Annotated in this window: 12 protein-coding genes; 5 read left to right on the forward strand and 7 right to left on the reverse strand. The window is 53.3% G+C overall.

The window, feature by feature from the left end; all coding sequences use genetic code 11:
• Positions 1–308: 308 nt before the first annotated feature.
• Positions 309–1,313, reverse strand: a complete 1,005-nt coding sequence (locus IE054_RS08835; protein ID WP_189405454.1) for an LLM class flavin-dependent oxidoreductase — start codon at positions 1,311–1,313, stop codon at positions 309–311.
• Positions 1,314–1,681: 368 nt separating this feature from the next.
• Between IE054_RS08835 and uvrD the strand changes: the two genes are divergently transcribed.
• A complete protein-coding gene (gene uvrD / locus IE054_RS08840) occupies positions 1,682–3,853 on the forward strand; it encodes a DNA helicase II (protein ID WP_189405456.1) in 2,172 nt (723 codons plus the stop codon).
• A gap of 43 nt (positions 3,854–3,896) precedes the next feature.
• Positions 3,897–5,138, forward strand: coding sequence for a diguanylate cyclase (locus tag IE054_RS08845; protein WP_189405459.1), 1,242 nt, complete (start codon positions 3,897–3,899; stop codon positions 5,136–5,138).
• Between the two features lie 67 nt (positions 5,139–5,205).
• On the opposite strand, the gene IE054_RS08850 is transcribed toward IE054_RS08845, so the two are convergent.
• The 5 genes from IE054_RS08850 to IE054_RS08870 form a co-directional block, all read right to left on the reverse strand.
• A complete protein-coding gene (locus IE054_RS08850) occupies positions 5,206–5,550 on the reverse strand; it encodes a hypothetical protein (protein WP_189405461.1) in 345 nt (114 codons plus the stop codon).
• A gap of 141 nt (positions 5,551–5,691) precedes the next feature.
• Positions 5,692–6,171 carry a DUF4920 domain-containing protein gene (locus IE054_RS08855; RefSeq protein WP_189405463.1) on the reverse strand — a complete coding sequence of 160 codons (480 nt, stop codon included), beginning with the start codon at positions 6,169–6,171 and terminating at the stop codon, positions 5,692–5,694.
• A 121-nt stretch (positions 6,172–6,292) separates the two neighbouring features.
• Positions 6,293–7,225, reverse strand: a complete 933-nt coding sequence (rarD, locus tag IE054_RS08860; protein WP_268245063.1) for an EamA family transporter RarD — start codon at positions 7,223–7,225, stop codon at positions 6,293–6,295.
• 45 nt (positions 7,226–7,270) lie between these two features.
• Positions 7,271–8,608 (reverse strand): magnesium transporter, encoded by a 1,338-nt coding sequence (locus IE054_RS08865; RefSeq protein WP_189405464.1) that lies wholly within the window; start codon positions 8,606–8,608, stop codon positions 7,271–7,273.
• 17 nt (positions 8,609–8,625) lie between these two features.
• Positions 8,626–9,087, reverse strand: coding sequence for a thioesterase family protein (locus tag IE054_RS08870; protein WP_189405466.1), 462 nt, complete (start codon positions 9,085–9,087; stop codon positions 8,626–8,628).
• Between the two features lie 155 nt (positions 9,088–9,242).
• Between IE054_RS08870 and recQ the strand changes: the two genes are divergently transcribed.
• Positions 9,243–11,087 carry a DNA helicase RecQ gene (gene recQ, locus IE054_RS08875; RefSeq protein ID WP_189405468.1) on the forward strand — a complete coding sequence of 615 codons (1,845 nt, stop codon included), beginning with the start codon at positions 9,243–9,245 and terminating at the stop codon, positions 11,085–11,087.
• Here recQ and IE054_RS08880 read toward each other — a convergent pair.
• A complete protein-coding gene (locus tag IE054_RS08880; protein WP_189405470.1) occupies positions 11,078–11,746 on the reverse strand; it encodes a glutathione S-transferase in 669 nt (222 codons plus the stop codon). The genes recQ and IE054_RS08880 overlap by 10 nt on opposite strands.
• A 234-nt stretch (positions 11,747–11,980) precedes the next feature.
• On the opposite strand from IE054_RS08880, the gene IE054_RS08885 reads away from it, so the two are divergent.
• Together IE054_RS08885 and IE054_RS08890 are read left to right on the forward strand one after the other, a co-directional pair.
• Positions 11,981–13,393 carry a protein adenylyltransferase SelO gene (locus IE054_RS08885; protein WP_189405472.1) on the forward strand — a complete coding sequence of 471 codons (1,413 nt, stop codon included), beginning with the start codon at positions 11,981–11,983 and terminating at the stop codon, positions 13,391–13,393.
• Entirely contained in the window at positions 13,381–13,710 is a 330-nt protein-coding gene (locus tag IE054_RS08890) for a DUF3630 family protein (protein WP_189405474.1), read from the forward strand. The genes IE054_RS08885 and IE054_RS08890 overlap by 13 nt, the downstream gene beginning before the upstream one ends.
• The last annotated feature ends 22 nt before the right edge of the window (positions 13,711–13,732 follow it).

Consider the following 13,732-nt stretch of genomic DNA (forward strand, 5'->3'; position numbering starts at 1 on the left):
CGTAATAGTTACAGAGAATAGCACCCATTACCTGCGCTATTCGTCGCTTATACTTACTGTTGGTAAGTGTTAGCAATAATAAGACCAGCAGCACGTTTGCCCGTGTTTTTCAGCCGCGACCAGCGTTCCTCCGGCTGCTCGCTGTACTACTGAGCGCTAGCCGCTAAACATTCGCTTCGCTAAAGAGGCGAACGAATACCTCTGTTGCACTTCAGGCTCTCAGCCGCGTGACTGGTCAGGACGGTCTTTTGCAGGCCTGACAAGTTATGTTAAAAGGCCAATTCCAAGTGTAGCTGACCAAAACGCTGTTACGACATCGGTAAGATAAGATTTTTCATGTCGCCTACGGCCCCAATCGCTTCTTCTGCATGCGACTGCTCGTACAGCGGAAATGACAGGATCAACTCATCAATGTCGGTGGCATCCACAAACTCACGGATTTTCGCTTCCACTACCTCGGGAGTACCGACTGCCGCATACCGGTGACTGGCGTTCACACCCCGTATCTCGCGCTCCATTAATGCCAGCCGAATATCGTCAACTGGCGCCGGGAAAGCATGGTTTTCACTGCGCCCCAGTTGCGCAAACTGCATTTGCAGTGACGTAAAGCGACGATTCGCTTCGGCCTGGGTTTCTGCGACCACCACCATCATACCGGCCGCTACATAGGGTGAGGGTTGCTGCTCCGAGGGTTTGAAGTGATTGCGATAGAGCGTAATCGCATCAAACAACGCGTCTGGCGCAAAGTGCGACGCAAAGCTATAGGGTAAGCCGAGTTCGGCCGCCAGTTGCGCCGAATACAGGCTGGACCCCAGCAACCATAGCGGCACCTGCGCGCCGTGACCCGGTACAGCAGTAATGTCGGCTTGTTCTTCACTGAAATAGTGCCTCAGCATGGCGATATCGTCAGGGTAACGCTTGGCGTCTTCCTGAATATCCCGTCCCAGCGCCTGCGCAGTGACGGGATCAGTGCCGGGGGCGCGCCCCAGGCCTAAATCAATACGACCAGGATATAACGCGTCCAGCGTGCCATATTGTTCAGCAATAATCAGTGGCGCATGATTTGGCAGCATCACGCCTCCTGCACCCAGACGAATACGTTCAGTAACAGCGCCGACACCGGCCAGCAACGTTGAGGTCGCGGCACTTGCCACCGCATGCATGCCATGATGCTCAGCCAGCCAGATACGATTAAAGCCACTGCGTTCTGCTGTCTGTGCCAATGCCTTCACACGTTTTACCGCATCCCGCGGATGCTGCCCTTCAGGAATAACCGCCAGATCCAGTAAGGTAACGGGGACTTTTTTGCTCATCGTTGCTCCTAAAACTCATTGCTGTGCGCGACACCGTGACATTTGCCGCTGGGAACGCGCCTTGGCACACTATCTAACCGGGCACTCACCAAGCCCTGCGTGTCTTGCAGAAAGTGGCCTCTGTGCTTGTACCAAATAAGGACGATTGCGGGTTCAACAAGTGCCACAGTTATGTCCATTTAATCCATCTAAGTCACGATTGGTATTAGGAAAGGTGCGCAGACGTCTGTCGTCTCTCAGTGAGTCCTGAAGTGCAGTGTTGCAAGGCAGGTCATCTGAGGATCAGTTTCGTAGTACAGCCCTGTATAAATTCACAGCCAACTGGCATAATGCCCGTTTTGCACCCAATAACACAGGTAGAATGCGCTATGGATGTATCCCGACTGCTTGACGATCTTAATGATAACCAACGTGAAGCGGTAGCCGCCCCTCAGTCCAATATGCTGGTGCTGGCCGGTGCTGGCAGTGGCAAGACCCGGGTGCTGGTACATCGCATTGCCTGGCTGATGGAAGTGGAGAACATTGCGCCCTTTTCGATTCTGGCAGTGACCTTTACCAACAAAGCGGCGCGGGAAATGCGCGGCCGGGTTGAAGCGGTGATGGGTCGCAGTATGAACACCATGTGGATAGGCACCTTTCATGGCATCGCCCACCGACTGCTGCGCTCACATCACGAAGAAGCGGGGCTGCCTGAGAACTTTCAGATCCTCGACTCTGATGATCAGTACCGGCTAATCCGGCGCATTCTTAAAGCCATGAACCTGGACGAGAAGCACTGGGCACCGCGGCCTGTTCAGTGGTACATCAATGGCAATAAGGACGAAGGGCTACGCCCACAGCATATTGATACCCATGGTGATGCCACTCAGCAAAAAATGCGTGAGATTTATGCGGCCTATCAGGATGCCTGTGATCGCTCTGGCCTGGTAGACTTTGCCGAGCTGTTACTGCGTGCCCACGAACTGTGGGCAAAAAACCCGGATTTACTCAGCCATTACCAGCGCCGTTTTCGCGCCGTGCTGGTCGACGAATTTCAGGATACCAATAACATACAGTATGCCTGGCTACGCTTGCTGTGCAGTGGCAATGACAATTCCATTATGATTGTCGGTGACGATGATCAGTCAATTTATGGCTGGCGCGGCGCTAACGTCGATAACATCCATCATTTTCTGAAGGATTTTAACGATACCACCACTATCAGGCTTGAGCAGAATTACCGCTCAACCTCGACCATCCTGAATGCGGCTAATGCAGTCATTGATAATAACCAGGGGCGGCTGGGCAAAGATCTGTGGACGGACGGCAGTCAGGGTGAAGCTATTTCGGTGTATGCCGGCTTTAACGAGCTGGATGAAGCGCGCTTTATCGTATCGCAAATTAAGGACTGGCTGAATCAGGGGCATGCGCTGGCAGACAGTGCCATTTTATACCGCAATAACGCACAGTCACGGGTGCTGGAAGAAGCGTTACTGCATGAGGGCATTGCCTACCGTATTTATGGTGGCCTGCGCTTTTTTGAACGTCAGGAAATCAAAGATGCACTGGGCTATTTACGCATGGTCAATCACCCGCATGACGATGCCGCCTTTGAACGGGTAGTCAATACACCCAGCCGTGGGATTGGCGAGAAAACCCTGTCACAGGTACGAATCACTGCCCGTGAACACAACTGCTCCATGTGGCAGGCCAGTCAGTTGCTTATCAGTGAGGGAGCACTGAAAGGCAGAGCCCTGAACGCATTGCGCAGCTTTAGTATTCTGATAAGCGAGCTGGAACAGCACATTCTTGATCAACCTTTGGAAAAGCAGGCCGATATTACGATTAAGGAGTCGGGGCTGTTTGCCATGTACAAAGCAGAACGGGGCGAAAAAGCACAGGCTCGGCTTGAAAACTTAGAAGAACTGGTCACCGCCTGTAAACAATTTATTATTCCTGAAGAGGCGGAAGAGATGACCCCTATGTCGGCTTTTCTGGCCCACGCCTCACTGGAGGCAGGGGAAACCCAGGCTGATACCAATCAGGACGCAGTGCAAATGATGACAATCCACAGCGCCAAGGGTCTGGAATTTCCGCTGGTGATCATGGCGGGGGTGGAAGAAGGCATGTTCCCCAACCCCATGACTAATGACGAGCCGGGTCGCATGGAAGAAGAGCGGCGGCTGTGTTATGTCGGTATGACCCGGGCCATGCAAAAACTGATTATGACGTACGCGGAGAGTCGTCGGGTTTACGGGCAGGACAAGTACCATACAGTGTCGCGCTTTATTCGCGAAATCCCGGCTGAACATGTCCAGGAAGTGCGTCTTAAGTCGACCATATCACGCCCGGTACACAATCGTTTTAGCCGGGCCGCCTCGCATGAAAGCTTTGAGGACAGCGGCTTTCAACTGGGCCAGCGGGTTGTGCACCGCAAGTTTGGCGAAGGCATTGTGTTAAACTATGAAGGCTCAGGCGATCACGCCAGGGTTCAGGTCAATTTTGATGAGTTCGGCAGCAAATGGTTAGTGCTTGCCTACGCAAAACTAGAGAGCGCATAAGCCGAACACGAACGCGGTGGCGTACAATTAGAGGGAGTGTCCCTTGCAGCAAAAAGTCCTGGTGATAGAAAGCAGTGACACCAGTTTGAAACGGGTTTCCCGGCTTGTTCGTAAAGCCGGTCTTAGCCCGGTGGGCGCCGACTCTCTAATCCAGGCCCGGCAGTTATTTGAACATTCAACGCCTGAAACCTTTCTGTGCGCCATCGTGGCATATGCATTACCGGATGCGCCGCGCGGCGAAGCTATTGATTTTACTACCGGCGCGTTTCTCCCCACCATCGCCGTCACCGAGGATATTAACCCTCTGACACGCAGTGCGGTGCTTGAGCGCCAGGTGATTGATTATGTGCCTAAAGAAAATGCACAGAATTACGACTATCTGCACCGGCTACTAAAACGTCTGCACAAGAATAAATACACGGGCGTCATGGTAGTGAGTAACGACCGGCAGGTACGTAATGATATGACCTCGCTGCTGTTGCGGCACAATTTTGTCGTTTATGAATGCACCTGCGCCGCCGACGCCTATCAGCTACTCGGCGCACATCCGCACATCAGACTTATCCTTACCACCAACACGTTGCCCGATGCCTCCGGCACCCAGTTTGTATCGTCGTTACGTAAAGCCTTGTCAAAAGAACAACTGGGCATCATTGGCATTGCCGGCGCAGAAGGCACGATCATGTCCGCACACTTTATTAAAAGTGGTGCCAATGATTTTTTACGTATTCCCTACTGCCATGAGGAAGCGCTGTGCAGGATAATGCAAAACGTAGAATATATGGAAAGTGTGCAGGCAATCCGCGAGGCCGCCAATACCGACTACCTCACCGGCCTTTCCAACCGTCGTCACTTCTTTTACGAAGTCAATTTAGGTTATTCGTCGCTGCCCACACCGCATTCTCTGGCATTGCTGGATCTCGACTTTTTTAAGCGCATCAACGACGACTATGGCCATGATGCCGGTGATGCGGTATTAAAAGCCATTGCCAGACTGATTACCCAGCATTTCGACAATGCTGTTTTCGCCCGCTTCGGTGGCGAAGAGTTTTGCGTGTATTTTCCCCATTCTGAGGCCGGTGATGTTCTTAAGCGGCTTGAAGCATTTCGCCTCGATGTCGAACAGTCCTGTATTGTGCACGAAGGCCACGAACTGCACGTTACTACCAGTATTGGTGTCTGCAGTTACGACGACAGTGACATCGACACCTTGCTGCGGGAAGCCGATAAACGCTTATACCGGGCCAAGCACCTGGGTAGGAATCAAATCTGCAGCAGCGATTAAATACACCCGCAGAGTCGCCATGACCCTGGTTGAGTCGGCGCGGGACGATGGCTAAAAGGGTCGCTGTTTATGGCTGAGCCGCAGCCTGACTCACCGCTCGCAACAACAGCATTGCCCGATGGCTTACGGCCTCTGCATAGCGTGTTTCGTGCAGCGCCTGATAAGCCATCGACAATTGCATGGAAAGTCCTTTCACAGAGCGCAGCAGTGGTGCACTGTCTTCGTCTCCCAACTCCAGCAAAATAGCAGCAATATCAAAGGCGCACCCCAGGTACGGAATGGCATCACTGTAGCAACCATTCTGATATAGCAGGCTGCCCTGCAATTCGTCGCGCAATAAATAATGCATGGCCTGATCCGGGTGACTGTAAACCCAGTCAGCGTGCTTTGGACATAAATAAGTTAACTGCATCGTCGTGCCCTCCTGAGATAAACCCTAGAGCACCTTTACGACATATGCAAATGATAATTGTTTTTATTTATATCTATTTTCTATCCAGCTCAGTAGCTCTGCCTCACGCACTGACGGTGAGATTAAAAAACCTGACCCTGATCACTCATTCATGATAGTGACACTGTCAGCAACGATCTCATAGACAACGCCGGCCTGCAGGTTGCTGTCGGGCTCGCCAAGATCCTGCCGGTAGTGCGCCGCCTGTTCTGGTGTCATGGTGCGTTTTGTCAGTTGTCCGGCGAGCGTGACTGTTTTTGCACTGCTGTCGGTAGGAATAAAAAAGCCATAGTCACGGAACGAGACCCGCATCATCGACTCACCACTTTGCGCAATAAAAAAGCAGCCTTTTTTCTGACAGACTTTAGCGACCCGTGTGGTCAGGCGAAACGGGGTGTGAGTGTATCGTTCTGATTCCTCAAACAGCGTCGCCATGCTCACCTCAGGCAACGAGGTATCGGGCAGCGCCCCAAAGGTTTCACTGGTTGGGGTGCTTGCTACCGGTTCAGAGAGTCTGAGTGTGTCAGCCCAGACCATGCTGGTAACGGCAAGCAATGTAAGCAATAAATAGCGATATGGCATATCAGCCTCCTGAAAACTGAGCTAGCCCATGGCCGCAGCGCCGTGTCCGGCCGGAGCAGGTAGTATTGCCATAGTAGCGCACTTCAGCGGGAGCAGGAACCAGTCTGACGGTAGAGCACCCTCAGCCCTGTCTGGCCATGGCGGCCTGTTTGCGCAGGCGACGCTGACGGCGGTAATCGTGCACAGAGTCCAGGCTGAACAGAATGAGTCCTGCCCACACAAAGCCAAAAGTAATCAGACGATCTTCTTCAAGCGGCTCACCATAAACGAACACAGCGAGTAAGAACATCAGCGATGGTCCGATATACTGAAAAAAGCCCAGCGTGGAATACATGATGCGCCGGGCCGCAGCAGTAAAACACAACAGCGGTGCCGTAGTGACCAGACCGGCAGCAATCAGCAGCAGGTTCAGATCGACAGGGTTGCTGGTCATGTCGCTGTGCACGGAACCAAACAACAGCCAGTAGCCCAGCGCTACCGGCAGCATCATCAGGGTTTCAATAAACAGCCCCGGCATAGAGTCCACCGCCACCTGCTTGCGCAGCAGACCGTAAATACTGAAACTTCCTGCCAGCACCAGCGCAATCCACGGCAGGTAGCCATAGGAGAATATAAGGATTGCTACACCCGCAAGCGCCAGAACAACCGACACACGCTGCAATGGACGTAACCGTTCCCCTAAAAATAAACGACCGAAAAAAACATTTATCAGCGGATTAATGTAGTAACCCAGACTGGCATCGAGCAGATGATTGCTGTTAATCGCCCAGATAAACAACAGCCAGTTCGCCGCCAGCAACACGCCGGCACATAACAGCACTTTCATTACTGCTGGCGATCGCAGCGCCGTTTTCACTTTCGGCCACTGTCCGAGCGCGGCTATCAGCCCTATCAGGATCACTACCGACCAGACGATGCGGTGCATCAGTATTTCTGGTGCCGGAATAAGCTGAAGCTGCTTAAAGTAAATGGGTGCCACGCCCCACATGGTGTAGGCGGCAATGGCACAGATCACGCCAACCTGGGCGCGTTTATCGTCGTCAGTATTACTCACAGCAGCTCACTTTTTGGGGTTCAGGCGAAAAGTAGAAGGCGCAGTCTACAGCAAAAACAGCGTCCCCAGCCCCAGAAACGCGACGAAGCCCACAATGTCAGTGACTGTTGTCAGGATCACCGAACCTGACAGGGCAGGGTCAATTTTCAGCTTGTCGAGAATGACCGGTAAAAACACCCCGGCCAGCGCCGCCGCCACAATGTTAAACAGTATGGCCAGACAAATCACCAGCCCCAGCATCACATCGGTAAACCAGAAATAGGCCACAATGCCAATCACAATGGCCCAGATGACGCCGTTCACGCCGCCCACTTTCAGCTCTTTGATCATCAGCGCACGGAAGTTGGCGCTGGTCACCTGGCCTAACGCCAGCCCGCGTACAATCAGCGTGAGTGTCTGGCTGCCGGCAATCCCGCCCATACTGGCCACTACCGGCATCAATACTGCCAGTGCTACTACCTGTTGCAGCGTGCCTTCGAAAAGGCCGATAAACCAGGATGCCATAAATGCAGTGAGCAGGTTAATGCCCAGCCAGACCGCACGATTTCTGGCACTCTTGGCAACCGGCGAGAATAAATCCTCATCCTCATCCATACCGGCAGATGCCATCACCTGACGTTCATAAAACTCGTTCACCAGTTCGCTGGCAGAGCCAATATCCAGACGCCCAATCAGCTTATTGTTGTCATCGACAACCGGCAGCGACGCCAGGCCTGAGCGCTGCACAGCCAGCGATGCACTGGTTGATTCATCGGTGCCTTTTAGCACACTCACATTGTCTTCCGTCAGTTCAACCAGAGGCAAATGTTCGGGCGCAGACAACAGGCGGGTTACCTTTACCGCTGCCGAAAACTGACCGGAACGGTTTACCAGAAAGATGCTATCGCAGTGATTCGGTACCTGACGCCGAACCAGGCGCAGGCCTTCGCGCACTTTGGCGTTCAGCGGCAGTACCAGTAGATCATGATTAAGCCAGTGACCAACCTGTGCATCATCAAAGGCGGTGGCCTCGCGAAAATAATCCTGTTGCTGGGCGTCCAGTTCGGCATAAGCCAGATCCACCAGCCGGTTTGGCAGGGAATCCAGCAGCTCCAGCAAATCTTCCGCTTCAATGTCCGAGAAGATTGCCGACCACTCATGATCTTCAGTACCGTCGATAAGGATTTCACGCGGATCGCTGCGCATCTCGACCAGTACATCGAGTTTACGATCCCGCGGTACCCCTTCCCATACGGCGCGGCGCCGTTCTACTGGTAATGACTCCAGCAGCGAGGCAATATATACGTCATCCTGCGCGGCCAGGGCCGTGACGATGGCTGCAGGATCTTCTATTGGTGTGTCAGATACAAATTCTTCTATGAGATCGGGCAATGGCTCCGCCATCTTATCGCTCCTCTTAACTATCCCAGCATGTAGGTACCGGTACCGAAAGCAATATGGTCGTTTCGTTCGTTATGCAGTTCCATTCGGCACACGGCCACTTTCGCGCCGCTGCGGATTACCTCGGCCGTGGCGATAAATTCCTGTCCCCGGCCCGGGCGAAGATAATCCACCCGCATATCAATGGTCCCCATGGTTGCCAGTCGCTGTTCAAGCTGGATAAGTTCCTCCTCCTGCGTCTGACTGACCGCCTGCAGCGCGGCAGTCAGCCCGCCAATGGTATCAAGCAGACTGCCGGTTACGCCGCCATGCAGGATCTTCTGATACGGATTGCCGGTCAGTGCATCTTTCCAGGGGCACTGCAGATATACCTGCTGCTTATCCTGCTTTACCTGAATTCCCAGCAGATCATGAAAGGGCATGGTATCGCGAAACAGCCCAATCACGCGCTCCCGGAGTATATCATGATGTGTTGTCGACATGGCGGTTCCCACAGTGCTGAGCCACCCCTGAGATGAGTCCCAGCAGCGAGCCTATTTCCCTTTAGATACAGCATAACCTGTTTTTTAGGCCAGAATTAGGCCTTATCCCGTGAAGGTGCGGCAAAAATTCCGTAGAATCCCCGTCGATGAATAGCATGACTCCAATACCCACGCCCTCAGATACCAGTCACGACGAGCAACCGACACCGCAGTCGCTGCTTGAGCAGGTATTTGGCTACAAACAGTTCCGGGAGGGCCAGGCCGCGGTCATCGATGGTCTGTGCGAAGGCCGCGATGCCCTGGTACTGCTACCCACTGGTGGCGGTAAGTCACTGTGTTACCAGATCCCGGCCATGCTTCGCCGTGGCACGGGCATTGTGGTGTCCCCCCTCATCTCGCTGATGCAGGATCAGGTAGAACAGTTAACGGCACTGGGCATACATGCAGCCTACCTTAATTCAAGCCTCGAGCCGCAACAGCAGCAGCACACGCTGGAAAAACTCACCAGCGGTAAACTGGATCTGCTGTATGTATCTCCCGAGCGGCTACTGCAGTCGTATTTTCAGCGTACTTTAAATACGTGTGACATTGCTTTATTTGCAGTGGATGAAGCACACTGCGTGTCACACTGGGGTCATGACTTTCGGCAGGACTACCGGGCGCTGGGGCAACTCAAGCAGCAGTTTCCGGCAATACCGGTGGTCGGTCTGACCGCCACTGCTGATGCGGCAACGCAACAGGATATTCTGACGCAACTGCAGCTCAGTGATCCGCTGATTTATAAAGGCAGTTTTGACCGGCCAAATATTCGGTACCGGGTAATGTCTAAATATAAAGCGTTCGATCAGGTGTCAGACTATGTTAAACAGCAGGACGGCAGCGGCATCATATACTGTAACAGTCGCGCCAAAGTGGATGATCTGAATGCCCGTTTGTATCGTCAGGGTGTACGCTGTGCAGCTTACCATGCGGGCCTGGACAGCGACGAGCGGGAGTTTGTTCAGCGCCAGTTTCTGAACGATAAACTCGATGTGGTGGTCGCCACGGTCGCGTTCGGCATGGGCATCAATAAATCGAATGTGCGTTTTGTGGTTCACCACGACGTGCCGCGCAGTGTCGAATCGTATTATCAGGAAACCGGTCGTGCCGGCCGTGATGGGCTGGCGGCTGAAGCCTTACTGCTGTTCGATGAAAAAGATGCTGCGCGGGTTCGCCAATGGATTGGACAGGGCGACAACGATCTGCGTAATGACGTGGAATTGCAGAAGTTTGCCGCCATGGAAGCCTTCGCCGAAGCGCAGACCTGCCGTCGTCAGGTATTGCTGAATTATTTTTCGCAGTTCAGTGACAGCGCCTGCGGCAACTGTGACATCTGTCTGGATCCGCCGAAAATGGTAGACGGTGTTAAAACCAGCCAGATGGTGCTGTCCTGTATCCTGCGATTACAGCAGCAGGCCGCCACCCAGTACGTTATTGACGTCCTACGCGGAAAACAACTGCGCCGCCTGCAGGAGGCCGGCCATGATGCACTGTCCACCTATGGGATTGGCAAAGACAAAAGTGACAGCTACTGGCATAACATTATCAATCAGTTGGTTCACCAGGGACTCATCAGGGTGGATATCACTGCCAATGCGGCATTACGCCTGACCGAAGGCGCACGTCCGGTATTAAAAGGGGAGTGTGAGATCCTGCTGGCGGTACCACGGCTTGAATTTAAACCCAGTAAGAAAGCGAAACTGGCACCGGCAAACTACGACAAAACCCTGTTTGTGCGTCTTAAACACCTGCGCAAAGTGCTGGCGGAAGAAAACGAAGTGCCGCCATACGTGGTGTTCAGTGATGCCACCCTGGTTGACATGGCATCGAAACTCCCCACCACTGCCACGGCCATGCTGGATGTCAGCGGCGTGGGAAATACCAAATTGGAACGCTACGGTATGGCGTTTCTGCAGCTTATCGACGATTATGTAAATCGGGAGCAAACGCCTCAGGCGTAATCGTACTTACCGCCTTTTTCCAGCGCTCGCTGATACGCCGGGCGTTCATGAATACGTTTTACGTAGGCTTTAATTGCCGCCAGATTGTCTGCCCGACCACGTGCGACCAGGGTTTCCAGCGGGAAACTCATCTGCACATCGGCGCCGGTAGGTGCGTCACCGGCAAACCACTCGTTTGACGCCAGGTATGACTCTACAAAACGCAGGCTTTGATTCAGGTTCGGTCCGTAGTAGGCATTTAAGATTCCATTGATAAGCTTGTTGGTGATGGGTTTAATAAAAAACGGCTTGGAGGCTTTTTCCCGGGCTTTTTCCAGTACCAGTCGCGCTACCATCGGCGGCATTAACGACCCTTCAGCAAAATGCAGCCAGAACAGATATTGCTGACGATCAGCCGCATCGTCAGGCGGCGTAAATGAATCTTTGGCGTAGTGTTCGACAAGGTACGAAATGATCGCTCCTGACTCCGCCAGGGCACCTGTATCCGTGGTCAGAACCGGGGACCGGCCCAAAGGATGCACCGCGGTCAGTGATGAGGGGGCCAGGTTGGTTTTTTTATCGCGCTCATAGCGTTCCAGATGATAGTCGACGCCTAACTCTTCCAGTAGCCAGAGAATACGTTGCGAGCGTGAATTATTTAGATGGTGAAGTGTAAGCATGATCCCTTAACCCTGATAGTCTGCGTCTGGCTTTAGACTACTTCAGTATTTCATAAAGGGATTAGTCGTTTACATTTATTTAATCAATGAACATGTATGGCAGCCTGGCGCAGAATCGGGGCCCCGTTGATGACGTACCGCTGGTTAATGCCTGTCGGTGCACGCTTGTCTGTGACCACAGGCCCCTTTAGACTGGGCGGAAAGACACGTTAATCCGCCAACCGGCATCGCGCTATGCAATCACTTTCGCACCGCTACGCAGAAAAACTCGCTGATCTGGTCTCTGTGGTGGCTCCGCAGGGCCTTAAAAACCAGCGCCTGCGTATGGTAAACCGGCCACTGGCTGAGCAATTACAATTAGATCCCGAGCTATGGGAGAACGCATCACTGACCACATTGCTCACCGAGCCAGACTCCGCATGGTCGGCCAGGGCGGTTGCACAAAAATATGGCGGTCATCAATTTGGTCACTGGAACCCGGATCTGGGCGATGGCCGGGGTCTGTTGCTGGGTGAATGTCTCGACAAGCAGGGTAACTATCAGGATCTGCACTTAAAAGGGGCCGGACAGACGCCTTACTCCCGCTTTGCTGATGGCCGGGCCGTGCTGCGCTCCACCCTTCGCGAATATATTGGTAGTGAAGCCCTGCATGCATTGGGTATTCCCACCTCCCGCGCTTTGTGCCTGTTTTCCAGTGACGAAACCGTGATGCGCGAAAGGGCCGAGCCGGGTGCCATGATGATCCGAACAGCACCCAGCCATATTCGTTTTGGCCACTTTGAATACTTCTTTCACAGTGGTGATAAAGACAAACTGGAGGCGCTGTTTAACTTTGTCCTGAAAGAATATTTCAGCGAGTGTATCGATCAGCCAAATCCGCACCAGGCACTATTACGAGCGATTACCCTGCGGACTGCCCGCATGATCGCGCTGTGGCAGTGCCATGGTTTTGTGCATGGCGTGATGAACACCGACAATATGTCGATTCACGGGATTACATTTGATTATGGCCCCTATGCCTTTATCGATAACTTTCACGCCTCTGCCGTGTTTAATCACAGTGACCCGCAGGGCCGCTATGCTTTTGACCGTCAGCCTGGTATTGCGCTGTGGAACCTGAATATGCTGGCCTACGCCTTTACGCCCTACTGCGATACAAAAGAGATCCGCGACACCCTTGAGCAGTTTGAACCGGTGTTTTTAGCACAATACCAGAAGCTGATGCTGACCCGCCTTGGACTGAGCGAAGGCGCCGCGCAGCGCCAGCTTTCCAACGACTGGCTCTCGCTGCTGTCTGCAGAGCAGCGCGACTATACTGCCAGCTTTCGCCTGCTGGCCAGACACCAGCATACCAGGGATGCTGGCGTCCTTCGCGACAGCTTTATTGACCGTGCGCGGTTTGATAACTGGTGGGCGAGCTATTGTGAGTATCGTCAGCCCCGTGATTTACTCAGCGAAAATCCGGCGGTTATTCCGCGAACGCACCTACTGAATGAAGCAATCAAACAGGCTGAAAGCGACGACTTCAGCTATGCAGAGGCACTGCTTGATGCCTGTCTCAGCCCGTACGACACCACCTGGGACGATCACCACTTTGCATCTTTGCCCGCAACCGCGGCACCTGTGAGCCTGTCATGCAGCAGCTAACCGCGGCAGATCTCAGACTCGCGCTGATTATCAGCGACGACGTCATCTCATTGAAGTTGCCTTTGCCTGCCGGGGTTGCCGCGACTAACCAGTGGGTAAAGCAATTTTGCGCGCTCACTGGCTGTCATCTGCTCAACCATGAGTGGGGTGCCGATCGCTACCAGGCGCACCTGCAGTGTAACAACTACCGGCTGTTACTTTGTATTGAATGGCTGTGTGAGGCGATCTGGCTGGAGCGGGCTGCCGGTGAGCCGGCATCGCTGACAGAGATTGTGTCAGCACTCAAGGCTGTCGACAGTTCACAAAACCGCAAATAATCCGCTAGTATTGATTACATTG

Origin of the sequence: Alteromonas halophila (assembly GCF_014651815.1) — a bacterium.
Lineage (GTDB): Bacteria > Pseudomonadota > Gammaproteobacteria > Enterobacterales > Alteromonadaceae > Alteromonas > Alteromonas halophila.

Bases quoted from the DNA above. Each gene is read 5' to 3' on its own strand.
- recQ (WP_189405468.1), top strand. From the start codon at position 9,243: ATGACTCCAATACCCACGCCCTCAGATACCAGTCACGACGAGCAACCG.
- IE054_RS08890 (WP_189405474.1), top strand. From the start codon at position 13,381: ATGCAGCAGCTAACCGCGGCAGATCTCAGACTCGCGCTGATTATCAGC.
- IE054_RS08850 (WP_189405461.1), bottom strand. From the start codon at position 5,550: ATGCAGTTAACTTATTTATGTCCAAAGCACGCTGACTGGGTTTACAGT.
- IE054_RS08865 (WP_189405464.1), bottom strand. From the start codon at position 8,608: ATGGCGGAGCCATTGCCCGATCTCATAGAAGAATTTGTATCTGACACA.
- IE054_RS08870 (WP_189405466.1), bottom strand. From the start codon at position 9,087: ATGTCGACAACACATCATGATATACTCCGGGAGCGCGTGATTGGGCTG.
- IE054_RS08885 (WP_189405472.1), top strand. From the start codon at position 11,981: ATGCAATCACTTTCGCACCGCTACGCAGAAAAACTCGCTGATCTGGTC.
- IE054_RS08880 (WP_189405470.1), bottom strand. From the start codon at position 11,746: ATGCTTACACTTCACCATCTAAATAATTCACGCTCGCAACGTATTCTC.
- IE054_RS08855 (WP_189405463.1), bottom strand. From the start codon at position 6,171: ATGCCATATCGCTATTTATTGCTTACATTGCTTGCCGTTACCAGCATG.
- IE054_RS08835 (WP_189405454.1), bottom strand. From the start codon at position 1,313: ATGAGCAAAAAAGTCCCCGTTACCTTACTGGATCTGGCGGTTATTCCT.
- uvrD (WP_189405456.1), top strand. From the start codon at position 1,682: ATGGATGTATCCCGACTGCTTGACGATCTTAATGATAACCAACGTGAA.